A 13,053-nucleotide genomic window follows, 5' to 3' on the forward strand; every position below is an offset into this window, starting at 1 on the left:
TTTCCACGCTTTATGAATCAAAATTTTTACAAAGATTCAAAATAATTTAGTTTTAGCCAATTATCTGTTGTTCAAACTTTTCTGGTAAAGGAGGCTTTTCTTTTCCAATTTTTTTTATAAAATTATTAGTATCATTTTCTAGATCTTTATTAGAAATACTTTGTGAAAATTTCAACATTCCTTTAGTGAAGTTATCTAATTTTATATGATTCATTAATCGCTCATGTTTTAGGATAATACCGTATGTTGTGGTTCACTAAATTCTAGACGAAAAAAAACCGCTAATCTTTCGATTAGCGGTTTTTATAATTTGGCGGAGAGATAGGGATTTGAACCCTAGAAGGGCTATAAACCCTTGCTGGTTTTCAAGACCAGTGCTTTCGACCACTCAGCCATCTCTCCAGTGTTAAAAAGCATTACTGCTTGAGAACGAAACGCATAGTAAAGGCTCGAAATTCTCTTGTAAAGCCTTTATTCTATAAAACAGTTTGTTTGCTAAAAAAATCAACGATTTGTCATTTATTTAAGCAAATTCAGTAAATTTTCATGTTTAAGGAAAACTTATGAGTGAAGAAAACCTTTGTCGATGTCCGTGGTTAGATGCAACAAAACCCGATTATGTTGCTTATCATGATAATGAATGGGGTGTTCCTGTTTTTGATGATCAACAATTATTTGAATATTTAACGCTTGAATCAGCACAGGCAGGTTTAAGTTGGTATACGATTTTAAAGCGTCGTGATGGTTACCGTGCCGCATTCGCTAACTTTGACGTTAACCTTGTTGCCCTATTTACCGATGATAAAGTTGAAGAGCTGGTACTTAACCGCGCTATTATTCGCCACAGAGGTAAAATTAATGCTGCGATTAATAATGCTAAAATATTTATCGACATTCAAAAAGAGTTTGGTAGCTTCAGCCACTATATGTGGGGCTTTGTTGGCCATAAAACTATTGTCAATCATTGGGCGACATTAAACGATTACCCTGCTACCTCTAAAGAGTCTGATGCTTGGAGCAAAGATTTGAAAAAGCGAGGCTTTAAGTTTGTTGGTTCAACCATTTGTTATGCGCATATGCAGGCTTGTGGCATGGTTAACGACCATAGCGATGACTGTTACAAACGCTCACAAATTATTGCAAAATTTCAACAAGGTTAAAGATAGTATTTCAAAATACACCGTGCCATAATATGTCAATGTGGTTTATAATTAATTATCACCCAAGTGATGATGTGAAGGTTAAATATTTGATTTACCCTTGAACTATTTAACAATAGCCCATATCTAAAAAATAGAATTGGCATACTTAGAGGAAATATTATGCAATCAAATACTAGTGTAAATGCTAGTCGAAGTTCAGCGGTTGAAATTAACAAGGTATTGAGAAACACCTATATGTTACTTTCGATGACTTTGGCGTTTAGTGCCGTAACTGCTGCTATTTCTATGGCAATGGGCTTGTCTCATATGGCTGCCCTAATAATGACCTTAGTTTCATTTGGTTTATTATTTGTTGTTAATAAAAACGCTGATAAAGCGAGTGGTATTTTTTGGATTTTTGCTTTCACCGGCTTAATGGGTGCATCGTTAGGCCCAATGCTTAACTATTATGCGGCAATGCCTAACGGCGCTTCATTAATTATGCAAGCATTAGGCGGTACAGCATTAATTTTCTTTGCACTTTCTGGCTATGCGTTAACTAGCAAAAAAGACTTCTCATTTATGGGTGGCTTTTTAATGGTTGGTTTAATCGTGGCGGTTATTGCCATGGTAGCAAATATATTTTTCCAAATTCCTGCGCTGTCGTTAGCTATTAGTGCTGCTATTATTATGATTATGTCTGGTTTGATCTTATATGATACAAGCCGCATTATTCACGGTGGTGAAACAAACTACATTCGTGCAACTGTTTCGCTATACTTGAATATTTATAATATCTTCGTGCACTTATTAAGCCTATTAGGGGTTTTAGGTAGCGATGACTAATTAGCAGTTAAAAATCATTAACTATGATTAATAATTGTTTATACTCTACGTATAAATTATAAAGCCTCAATATTGAGGCTTTTTTATTAGCTGTATTTAAATAACGTTAATTAAGGCGAAAAGCAGAATATGCAAAATAGATTGGCTTTAGTGGTGACTACCCCGCCCAACAGTAATTTAACAACAACGGCAATTAATCTGGTAAAAGCGGCGATTGATAGCGGTGTAAGCATCATTGGTGTGTTTTTCTATCAAGACGGCGTGTTAAATGCCGCTAAATATTTATCAATACCCAGTGATGAATTTCAAACACTAGCACAATGGCAACAACTTAATAGCGAATACAAGGTACCGTTATATTTATGTATTACTGCCGCAGAAAAACGTGGTTTAAGTGACGAGCTAAATAACCATGAAAGCTCAAATATAGACTCAGCATTTACAGTGTCGGGTTTAGGTGAATTAGTTGAGTTAACCAGTAAAGCCGAACGTGTGGTGCAACTATAATGTCAGAAAATCAACCACGCGATAAAACTATCGCCATTATAAATACCCAGGCGCCCTTTTCGAATGCCGCAGGTAAAGAAGCACTAGACGCCGCATTGATATTTGGCTCGTACGAGCAAGCAACGTCGCTGTTCTTTTTAGGTGATGGGGTGTTTCAGGTGATCGGGGATCAAAATGCCTCAGCCATTGAGATTAAAGACTACCTAAAAACATTTTCAGCACTTGAATTTTACGATATTGAAAATATTTATGTTTGTCAGCAGTCATTAACCGAGCGCAACTTAAGCGCACATTTTCATATTAACAATATACAAGTATTATCAAACGAAGTGTTTAGTCAACGCTTACACCAGCACAACGTGATTTACAGGTTTTAACATGGCGATGCTACACCTTATTAGAAACTCAGGCTTTAATAGCAATGCATTAACACAATGCCTTGACATGATTTTGCCACAAGACAGTATATTATTAATCGATGACGGTTGTTATAATTTCAGTCATGCCCTATTGCTTAAAACACTAACCGAGCAGCAAGACATCACGCTTTACTTTATAAGCCAACACGCCGACGCCCGCGCACAATGCCCTAATAATAAATTATTTATACCAATTACTTTAGGCGAAGTGGTCGCGCTACTTTTTAAACACGACAATTCAATTACCTGGTCATGACAATAATATATAACAACAAAAGCTTAGCCACCGATAAACAAGGCTATTTGCTCGATTTTAAGCAATGGAACGAAGATATTGCCATGTTAATAGCAAAAAATGATGATATTGAGCTGCTAGAAGCCCATTGGGAAGTTATTCGCTTTGTTAGGCAGTTTTACCTAACTTACAATACTTCACCTGCCATTCGCGCTCTAACCAAAGCGATGAAAGCAGAGTTTGGCGAAGAAAAGGCCAGCAGTCGTTATTTATATCGCTTGTTTAAAGAAGGGCCTGCTAAACAAGCCACTAAGTATGCAGGTTTGCCTAAACCGGCTAGGTGTATTTAACTTGTCTTATCTAGCCAATGAGCTTAAAACACTGAGATAATTACTTATTTTCTTAATTTTAATTATTAAAATTAAAATCCACAAGGTTATAAAATTTATAGCCGCATAACTATTTATCAAATTTTATGCCTTGTATTGAGCCATTCTTCCTCATGAAAAAGTAAAATACTTAATTAAACAGGTGTTAAGCCAAGGAGAGTATTAATATTGCTTGGCAAAAAAAAGCGCTTACCTACCAGGTAAACGCTTATTCGAATAAACTAACTTTACATTTTATTAGCTATCGATTTTATTAACTATCGCTAGTTATGTGAAGGGTAATGTGGGTACATCAATACCTGACATTGCTAACATCACACGCACTACCTGACAGCTATAACCAAACTCATTGTCGTACCATACGTAGAGTACAGCGCGATCACCATCAACAATCGTTGCTTGTGAATCAACAACACCAGCGTAACGTGAACCGACTAAGTCAGTAGATACAATTTCAGTAGAAGCGGTGTAATCCACTTGATTTTGTAATTTAGAGTTTAAAGAGATATTACGTAAATAATCGTTTAATTGTGCTTTAGTTGTCTCTTTTTTCAAGTTCAAGTTCATAATAGCCATTGAAACGTTTGGCGTAGGAACGCGAATCGCATTACCCGTTAACAAACCTTTTAATTCAGGTAATGCTTTTGCTACCGCTTTAGCTGCACCCGTGGTACTGATCACCATATTCAATGGAGCACTACGGCCACGACGCGGCGCAGGATGGTAATTATCAATTAAGTTTTGATCATTAGTATATGAATGTACCGTCTCAACGTGACCATTGCGAATACCAAACTCATCATTGAGTGCTTTAAGTACCGGCGTGATCGCGTTGGTTGTACAACTTGCTGCAGAAATCATGGTGTCTTCTGCTAAAATCATATCTTCGTTTACGCCGTATACGATGTTTTTAATATCGCCTTTAGCCGGTGCAGTGAGTAAAACTTTAGCAACACCTTTTGATTGTAAATGTTGTCCTAAGCCCTCTTCATCGCTCCAAATTCCCGTATTATCAACCACTAAAGCGTTATTGATACCATAAGCGGTGTAATCAATTTCTGATGGTGATTTAGCATAAATAATTTGAATAAAAGCACCGTTCGCTTTAATAACGTTATTTTCTTTATCAATAGTAATACTACCGTTAAAGGCACCATGCACTGAATCACGACGCAGTAAACTCGCACGTTTTTCTAAATCATCTTCTTTACCTGGGCGAATAACAATGGCGCGTAACTTAAGCTTAGCGTTGGGTCCAGCACGTTCAATTAATAAACGCGCTAACAAACGACCAATACGACCAAAACCGTAAAGTACCACGTCTTTAGATTCTTGTACGTCGGTATCTTTAGATATGGTGGCTAATTCTTTTTCTAAAAATTGTTCAATTGATAAACCATTCGCTTCACCTTTAAATAAATAACGGTAAGCGAATTTACCTAGGTCGATACGCGCAGGTGCTAATGACATACTAGCTAACGCTTGAATAAAGGGGAAACTTTCACGTAAACGCAATTTATTTTCTTCGTGTAAGGCCACTGATTTATGTGCTTTAATAATATCGATGGCAGAAGCATTGACTAGTGTGCGACCGTAAATAGAGATTTCGATACCGTCATTTCTAAATAATTGTCCGATAATCGGCTGCATGTTTTCAGCGAATGTTTGACGTTCCTGCCAACTAGTTAGATATTGTTCTTCAAGAAGAGAAGTCATTGCGTAAACCTTTTTATGTCAGTCAATTGAGTGATGGGTTATTATTAATGTAAAGAGGTAATTAGCAATAACTAATTACTGAATGCGGCGCATATTGTAATCCAACATGAATTATTTCGCCACCAGTTACAAATGTTTTTCGGGGAGAAAAAGATGAAATTTGATAAATTAGTGATGGTTTTGCTTTTTTTCACATTAATGGCATGTGAAAACAGGCCTAATTTTTCTGAGTTATGTGAACAACATACAAAAATTTGTCAAGAATTTCAAGAAGACACTTGGTGTAAACGAGAGCGTGTCGCGGTGGGCTTTGCTAACTTGGCAAACAAAAATGATGCTAACGATAGCAAAAAATACCAGCAGTTAATTGCCTACGAAGGCTATGGAAAATGTATGCTGCATGCGTCTAAAATTGAGCATATTAAGCTAAAGGTTAAGAAAACCATACGCACTAATAATGTGCTTAAAGCGCAGGCTAAAATTAAAGCGATAGCACTTGCTACGCAAAATTCTGAACACCCTGACTTGTTATTCTTTCATTGGTCGCGCTACTTAAACGAGCAGTCACTAAATAAATTTCTTGCCTTACAAGGAAGTGAATTATTAGAAAAGCCCAACCGACAAATCAACTTAGCGAGCTATTACGTGAAACATGACATCAAAAAAACCTTAAACTTGCTTTATCATGCACTAGAACTTTACCCAAGCGATGCCGCTATAGATACCGAAATATTTCAGTCTCTTGCCAGTATTTTTTCCCATAAAAAAGAGCATACACAAGCTTATGTTTGGTCAAAAATATTATATTTATATAGTCCAAAAGATAGCAATATCAGCCATAAAATTTTAGTCAATTACTTTAGAAGTAATAACTTAAACACTGAATTTTTAGACCGAGTAGCGAAAAAGACCTTAAACAACATTATCGAGGGTGAGTTTAAAGCGCCACACACCTAACTTGGCGATTACTGGCAAGGCAGTATTTTCGAATAAAGCGCTAGCCAAATTACCCATTACCCATTACCCATTACCCAAGTAGAGCCAAAGCCTACTCGGGTTGAGATGCAGCGATTACTTAATTAATTTCCTGCATACTACGTGATTCACTTGACCAATTAACGTGATACTTTTTGCCGGTGGCTTTATCGATACGTTCAAAAGTATGAGCGCCAAAAAAGTCACGCTGTGCTTGTAATAAATTAGCAGGCAGCACAGCACAGCGTATAGAGTCATAATATGACAGTGCAGATGAAATTGCCCCGGTTGGAATCCCCATCAAGGCAGAATTTGACACCGACTTTCGCCAGTTCAATTGATGTTGACTTAATTGCTCAGCAAAGAAATCATCTAAAAGTAGATTATCTAAGTCAGGGTTTCGCTCAAATGCTTGCGTGATTGACTGTAAAAATGCTGCACGAATAATACAGCCCGCACGCCAAATTTTAGCAATACTAGCAAAGTTAAGCTGCCAATTATGCTCTTGCTCAGCGAGTTTCATTAATTGAAAACCTTGTGCATAGGCACATATTTTTGCGCTATATATAGCATCATGTAACTGTTCAATAAACGCCTGTTTCTCTTCACCAGCAAGTATCACGACTTCTGGACCTGACAATATACCTGAAGCTTTAACACGTAAATCTTTAAAAGATGAAATAGAACGGGCAAAAACCGCTTGAGCAATCGTGGGCGCAGGTGTGCCCAATTCTAAACTACTTACCGCAGTCCAAAGTCCAGTACCTTTTTGACCCGCTTTGTCTAAGATCAAATCAACTAACGGTGTTTTTTCTTCACCTACTCGATGGCGTAAAACCTCGACCGATATTTCCATTAAATAACTTTCTAATGGGCCGCCATTCCACATTTCAAAAACATCAGCAATTTCATCACTGCTTAATGCTAAGCCATCACGCAGCATTTGATATGCTTCACATATAATTTGCATATCGGCATACTCAATGCCGTTATGTACCATTTTCACATAATGCCCAGCACCCGCTGGACCAATATAGGCAGCACAGGGTTCACCTTCAGTAACAATTTCACCTGGTTTAGTGCGTTCAATGGGCTTACCTGTTTTTGCATCAACCTTTGCAGCAATGGCTTGCCAAATAGGTTTTATTCTTGCCCATGCGTAGGGTGAGCCACTGGGCATTAGTGCCGGACCAAAACGCGCCCCCACTTCACCACCTGAAACAGCTGAAGAAAATAAAATAAAGTTATTTTTGTATTTTTTCTCGCGTGCAACGGTATCAACCCATAAGCTATTACCTGTATCAATAACAATATCATCAGGCTGAATACCGGCACCAATCAAGTTTTCGCATACTTGATCAACCGGTGCGCCAGCTGGCACTGATAGAACGATAAGGTGTGGTGGTTTTAAGCGAGAAAGTAATTCAGTATAAGAAGAACAACCAATAACACGTGCTGTTGATAAGCCACTTTCAGCCTTGTCTTGAGTAATGGCATCTTCAACTTTACTGATATCAAGATCGAAGGCGGCGATACTAAAACCGTTATCAGCTAAATTAAGCACTAAATTCTTACCCATAACACCTAAACCAATAAAGCCGATATCGCATGCACTGTTGTTCTGTATCATAAAAAGTCCAAAAATATTATAGATGGAGGCATTATGCCATCATCATCATAGAAAAATAATAACCTTATGGAAAAGCCAATAAATAAATATTTTTAGCAAGGCTATGTTTAATAGCCGACATTTTAGTAACAATACGCAATAAAACAAGGTTTAAATCAATATTTATTGCTTTATGTCGAGTTATAACTTGTAATTTTTATAAAATGGTGTAATTTTACTACATTAATTTTTAAAGTTTGATTTAGGGTTTTATTATGACAATTAGAGTAGGGATCAACGGCTTTGGTCGTATCGGTCGATTCGTGTTTAGAGAAGCATTTGCTAGAGCAGATGTTGAAGTAGTCGCTATTAATGATTTAATTGACGTTGATTACATCGCTTATATGCTTAAGTATGACTCTACTCATGGCCGATTTAACGGCACTGTTGATGTTGTTGATGGCCACTTAATCGTTAATGGCAAAAATGTTCGTGTTAGTGCAGAACGCGACCCACTAAACCTAAAATGGAATGAAGCTGAAGTTGACGTTGTTGTTGAATCAACAGGCTTATTTTTAACGGATGAATCAGCACGTAAGCACATTGCAGCCGGCGCTAAAAAAGTGGTACTTTCTGCACCGTCAAAAGACGATACGCCAATGTTTGTTATGGGTGTTAACCATATTGAATATGCCGGACAAGACATTGTTTCCAATGCATCTTGTACCACAAACTGTTTAGCGCCTATCGCCAAAGTGTTAAATGATAACTGGGGTATCAAAGATGGTTTAATGACCACAGTGCATGCTACCACAGCAACACAAAAAACAGTTGATAGCCCGTCAGCTAAAGATTGGCGCGGTGGTCGTGGTGCTGGACAAAACATTATTCCATCATCAACAGGTGCCGCTAAAGCCGTTGGCAAAGTTATCCCTGCATTGAATGGTAAATTAACGGGTATGGCATTTCGCGTACCAACGCCTAATGTTTCTGTGGTTGATTTAACTGTAAACTTAGAAAAGCCAGCTAGTTATCAAGAAATTTGCACTGCAATGAAAGCTGCATCACAAGGTGAGTTAAAAGGTATTTTAGGCTACACCGAAGATGCGGTAGTGTCTAACGACTTTATTGGCGAAAGATGTACCTCAATATTTGATGCTACTGCTGGTATAGCGCTAACAGATACTTTTGTGAAAGTAGTTTCTTGGTATGATAATGAAATTGGTTATTCAAACAAAATTTTAGATTTAGCGACCTATATTTCAACACAATAAGCCTTTGTTTGTTCGCTAATAAGTTAATAAAAAGCCAGATTAATTCTGGCTTTTTTATTAACTTTTTCCCTCCTAAGCTCCTAAATTCCTGACTTCCTAACTTCCTAACTTCCTAACTTCCTGACTTAACAGTGACGAAAACTGACTTCATTGCAAAAAAAACTTGTTGGTTATTCTCATTTAGTGGCAATAATCATCACGGTTCATCGCTTGGGCACTGGCTAGCTTACTGTTAAATAGTACGATTATTGTCTTTAAACATGTAATAAAACAACAAAACCGATCTCTAATTGTTTTATCAGTTACAAAACAACTACCGCAGTGAAGCCCAATATTGTTATTATTTTTTATATTTTAAACAAAAAAAACCAGGCAATGCCTGGTTTTTACTGATAGATTAATTTTTTATCAGCCCTTAGTTAGCACCAATGGCTATTATTTTACATGCGCTAGTGCTTGCTTTGCTAAACGCGTAATTTCTTGCCAATTACCTTGTTTAATAATTTCATCAGACACTAACCAAGAACCACCGCAACATGAAACATTGGGTAAAGCTAAGTAGTCTCGAACATTATTTAAGTTAATACCACCAGTTGGACAAAATTTAATATCAGGAAATGGTCCACCAATTGACTGCAAAGCCTTAACACCACCCGATGCTTCCGCAGGGAAGAACTTCAGATGATCATAACCACAGTCAATGCCATCCATTAATTCAGAGATAGAAGAAATACCCGGAATTAAAGCGATATTACCTTCTTTACCTGCTTGTAATAAATCTTTGGTTAGTCCTGGACTAATGGCAAACTTTGCGCCAGCTTCGTAAGACTTTTGTAATAAATCTCGATTAGTTACAGTGCCCGCACCAACAATGGCCTCGGGTAAATTTTTAGCTATGATGCTGATCACTTCTAATGCAGCAGGTGTACGCAAGGTAACTTCTAGCACTTTTATGCCCGCGGCTAACAATGCTTCTGCAATAGGTAGTGCATTTTTAACATCTTTTATCACTAAAACCGGAACTATCGGGCCCATAGCAAAGAGATCTTTTGGCTGTATTTGCCAATTATTTGATAATGTCATAATTGCTCTTAATACCTTGTCATGTTATTTTTTTGGATGATGTCATTAGCTTTTTCTGACATCAATTGTTTAAGATATGCTGATGCACCAATTAAACCAGGTTGTTTTTCAGTGACAACAAATGTTGGAATAGGTTGAGTAAAACTCGATAAACGCCCTTTCTGTTCAAATCGTTGCCTAAATTCACTGCTAGCAAAAAATTCGATAAAGCGAGGAACAATGCCACCGGCAATATAAACACCGCCATAACTACCAACCGTTAACGCTAGGTTACCTGCGAAACTTCCTAGAATTCGACAAAATTGCGCTAAGGTTTCCACAGCCAATGAACAACTACCTGACAACGCTTTTTCAGTGATTTCTTTTGCTGATAAGTTTGTTATCTCGCCATTTTTTTCAAAACTCAAGGCTTGGTATATTTGTTCAATACCTAGCCCTGACAATACTTGCTCATAGGAAACACGGGCATATTTTTTTGAAAGAAATTGTAAAATGGCAACTTCTTGTTGATCCACAGGGGCAAAATCTACATGGCCACCCTCGCCACTTAAACTATGCCAACCAGAATCTATGGCGATTAAATTAGCTACGCCTAAACCAGTACCAGCACCACAAATAGAAATGGGCCTGTTTGCTACAACATCACCAACACCTACTTGCACCTTTTGCGCAGCACCTAAATGCGGAATAGCATGAGCTATCGCAGTAAAGTCGTTAATTAGCACTAATTCGTTAAACTGTAATTCTGCTTTAAGTAGTGTTTGTGAAAACTGCCAAGGTAGATTAGTCATCACAATAAGATCTTTATCTACTGGGCAAGCGATAGCTAAACACGCATTAACTTTCTTACCCACTAATTGCTGCTGTGTAATATAATCGGTTAATACCTCGGCTAAACTTGTGTAATCGGCACAAGCATAAATGGTGATGTTAGCAATATTACCTTGCGCGTCGACTAACGCCACGCGCATATTGGTGCCACCAATATCAGCAATAATATTTATCTCACTATCGGACATGGTTATCGCTCGCCTTGAAAATCATCATCAAACAGTGAACATGCACCAGTTTCAGCTGAGCTTAAGTTACGACGCATAAAGCCAAATAATTCACGGCCCATACCTTGATGATGACCATTAACTTCAAAAATAGCATTTTTACGTTTTGCTAATTCAGCATCATCAACTAACAAAGTTAACTCGCCACTTTCGCCATCAAGTAAGATCATATCACCGGTTTTAATTTTTGAAATTAAGCCACCATCTAACGCCTCTGGACATAAATGAATAGCAGCCGGCACTTTACCTGAAGCCCCAGACATTCTACCATCGGTAACTAAAGCAACTTTAAAACCTTTGTCTTGTAAAACCCCTAATGGTGGCGTTAATTTATGTAGTTCAGGCATACCACGGGCTTTTGGCCCCTGAAAGCGAACAACTGCAATAAAGTCTTTTTCTAACTCACCGGCATCAAAGGCAATATCAAGTTCGTGTTGATCTTCAAAAACAACTGCAGGTGCTTTAATCACAAAACTACCTTCGCGCAGTGATGAAGTTTTCAACACTGAAATACCTAAGTTACCTTTCATAACTTTTAAACCACCATGGCTGCTAAAAGGTTTTGCCGCGGTGGCAATGATTTCGTCATCGCCTGAGCTAGTTGCGCCGTCAATCCATAATAATTTGCCATCTTCCAATACAGGTCGTTGGGTATAACGAGTTAAGCCACGACCGCAGATAGTCTCAACGTCTTCATGTACCAAACCAGCATCAATAAGCTCCTTGAATAACAATGCCATGCCACCCGCTTCTTGAAATTGATTAATGTCAGCATGACCATTGGGATAAATACGCGTTAATAGCGGCACAGCGTCAGATAAATCATTAAAGTCTTGGAAATTAACAATAATACCAGCCGCTTTGGCAAAGGCGATGATATGCATAGTTAAGTTCGTTGAACCACCGGTAGCTAACAAGGCAACAATTGCATTAACAATTGAACGCTCATCAACCATTTTACCTATAGGCATATAATTGCCAGATGGCTGAGTTAAACGCGTAACTTGGCGCGCTGCAGCTTTGGTCAATTCTTCACGTAATTGCGTATTGGGTGCAATAAAAGAAGCGCCTGGTAGATGTAAACCCATCACTTCAACCACTAATTGGTTAGAGTTTGCCGTACCAAAAAATGTACAAGTACCAGCGGTGTGATAAGACGCAGATTCTGCTTCTAATAACTCTTCTTTACCCACTTCACCTTGAGCATATTGCTGACGAACACGCGCTTTGTCTTTATTTGGCAAACCTGAAGGCATTGGGCCCGCGGGTACAAAAACGGTAGGTAAATGACCAAAAGTCATACTAGCAATCATTAATCCAGGCACTATTTTATCGCAAATACCCATCATCAGTGCGCCATCAAACATATTATGCGACAGCGCAACAGCAGTCGACATAGCAATAACGTCTCGGCTCATCAAGCTTAAATCCATACCTGGCTGACCTTGTGTAACACCGTCACACATCGCAGGTACACCACCAGCAAATTGGGCTACGCCACCGGTTTCTTTGACAGCTGCTTTAATAATGGCTGGGTAGGTTTCGTACGGTTGATGCGCTGAAAGCATATCGTTATAAGCGGATATAATAGCAATGTCTGAATGACTAAGACCACGTAATGTCGTTTTGTCATCGCTACCACAAGCAGCAAAACCATGAGCTAAATTACCACAAGATAAACTAGCGCGATGTACAGTAGTTGATTTTTCACCCGCTATTTTTTCAAGGTAAGCCGAACGGCTTGCTTTACTTCGATCTATGATACGTTGTGTGATCTGTACAATATTTTTATTCATAACT

Annotated in this window: 14 protein-coding genes and 1 tRNA gene; 8 read left to right on the forward strand and 7 right to left on the reverse strand. The window is 38.1% G+C overall.

The genetic code is table 11. The features are described 5' to 3' along the window. Positions 1–52: 52 nt before the first annotated feature. Entirely contained in the window at positions 53–214 is a 162-nt protein-coding gene (locus H4J59_RS16585) for a hypothetical protein (protein ID WP_182241112.1), read from the reverse strand. 97 nt (positions 215–311) lie between these two features. After that, positions 312–402: transfer RNA gene (locus H4J59_RS16590), tRNA-Ser, on the reverse strand. A gap of 161 nt (positions 403–563) precedes the next feature. Here H4J59_RS16590 and H4J59_RS16595 point away from each other — a divergent pair. From H4J59_RS16595 to H4J59_RS16620, 6 genes are all read left to right on the forward strand, one after another. After that, entirely contained in the window at positions 564–1,160 is a 597-nt protein-coding gene (locus tag H4J59_RS16595) for a DNA-3-methyladenine glycosylase I (RefSeq protein WP_182241113.1), read from the forward strand. 162 nt (positions 1,161–1,322) lie between these two features. Then, on the forward strand, positions 1,323–1,988 hold the full coding sequence (locus H4J59_RS16600; RefSeq protein WP_182189369.1) for a Bax inhibitor-1/YccA family protein: 666 nt from the start codon (positions 1,323–1,325) through the stop codon (positions 1,986–1,988). Positions 1,989–2,117: 129 nt separating this feature from the next. After that, positions 2,118–2,495: a sulfurtransferase complex subunit TusD gene (gene tusD / locus H4J59_RS16605; protein ID WP_182241114.1), complete on the forward strand. Its 378-nt coding sequence runs from the start codon at positions 2,118–2,120 to the stop codon at positions 2,493–2,495. Beyond that, a complete protein-coding gene (gene tusC / locus H4J59_RS16610) occupies positions 2,495–2,872 on the forward strand; it encodes a sulfurtransferase complex subunit TusC (RefSeq protein ID WP_182137913.1) in 378 nt (125 codons plus the stop codon). The genes tusD and tusC overlap by 1 nt, the downstream gene beginning before the upstream one ends. 1 nt (position 2,873) lies before the next feature. After that, entirely contained in the window at positions 2,874–3,170 is a 297-nt protein-coding gene (tusB, locus tag H4J59_RS16615) for a sulfurtransferase complex subunit TusB (protein ID WP_182241115.1), read from the forward strand. Then, on the forward strand, positions 3,167–3,499 hold the full coding sequence (locus H4J59_RS16620; protein ID WP_182241116.1) for a TusE/DsrC/DsvC family sulfur relay protein: 333 nt from the start codon (positions 3,167–3,169) through the stop codon (positions 3,497–3,499). Before tusB ends, H4J59_RS16620 begins: the two co-directional genes overlap by 4 nt. 306 nt (positions 3,500–3,805) lie before the next feature. On the opposite strand, the gene H4J59_RS16625 is transcribed toward H4J59_RS16620, so the two are convergent. Then, positions 3,806–5,254, reverse strand: coding sequence for a glyceraldehyde-3-phosphate dehydrogenase (locus tag H4J59_RS16625; RefSeq protein WP_182241117.1), 1,449 nt, complete (start codon positions 5,252–5,254; stop codon positions 3,806–3,808). Between the two features lie 153 nt (positions 5,255–5,407). On the opposite strand from H4J59_RS16625, the gene H4J59_RS16630 reads away from it, so the two are divergent. Further along, positions 5,408–6,211, forward strand: coding sequence for a DUF2989 domain-containing protein (locus tag H4J59_RS16630; protein ID WP_182241118.1), 804 nt, complete (start codon positions 5,408–5,410; stop codon positions 6,209–6,211). A 118-nt stretch (positions 6,212–6,329) separates the two neighbouring features. On the opposite strand, the gene gndA is transcribed toward H4J59_RS16630, so the two are convergent. Further along, positions 6,330–7,859 carry an NADP-dependent phosphogluconate dehydrogenase gene (gene gndA / locus H4J59_RS16635; protein ID WP_182241119.1) on the reverse strand — a complete coding sequence of 510 codons (1,530 nt, stop codon included), beginning with the start codon at positions 7,857–7,859 and terminating at the stop codon, positions 6,330–6,332. A gap of 254 nt (positions 7,860–8,113) precedes the next feature. Between gndA and gap the strand changes: the two genes are divergently transcribed. Continuing rightward, on the forward strand, positions 8,114–9,112 hold the full coding sequence (gap, locus tag H4J59_RS16640; protein ID WP_182241120.1) for a type I glyceraldehyde-3-phosphate dehydrogenase: 999 nt from the start codon (positions 8,114–8,116) through the stop codon (positions 9,110–9,112). 435 nt (positions 9,113–9,547) lie between these two features. Here the strand turns inward: gap and H4J59_RS16645 are convergent, their stop codons facing one another. The 3 genes from H4J59_RS16645 to edd are packed head-to-tail and all read right to left on the reverse strand — an operon-like array spanning position 9,548 to position 13,049. Then, positions 9,548–10,195, reverse strand: coding sequence for a bifunctional 4-hydroxy-2-oxoglutarate aldolase/2-dehydro-3-deoxy-phosphogluconate aldolase (locus H4J59_RS16645; protein ID WP_182241121.1), 648 nt, complete (start codon positions 10,193–10,195; stop codon positions 9,548–9,550). A gap of 8 nt (positions 10,196–10,203) precedes the next feature. Continuing rightward, positions 10,204–11,214: a glucokinase gene (locus tag H4J59_RS16650; RefSeq protein ID WP_182241122.1), complete on the reverse strand. Its 1,011-nt coding sequence runs from the start codon at positions 11,212–11,214 to the stop codon at positions 10,204–10,206. A 2-nt stretch (positions 11,215–11,216) separates the two neighbouring features. Next, positions 11,217–13,049: a phosphogluconate dehydratase gene (edd, locus tag H4J59_RS16655; RefSeq protein WP_182241194.1), complete on the reverse strand. Its 1,833-nt coding sequence runs from the start codon at positions 13,047–13,049 to the stop codon at positions 11,217–11,219. Positions 13,050–13,053 lie beyond the last annotated feature (4 nt).

The sequence above is a fragment of the Colwellia sp. MB02u-10 genome (assembly GCF_014077185.1).
Lineage (GTDB): Bacteria > Pseudomonadota > Gammaproteobacteria > Enterobacterales > Alteromonadaceae > Cognaticolwellia.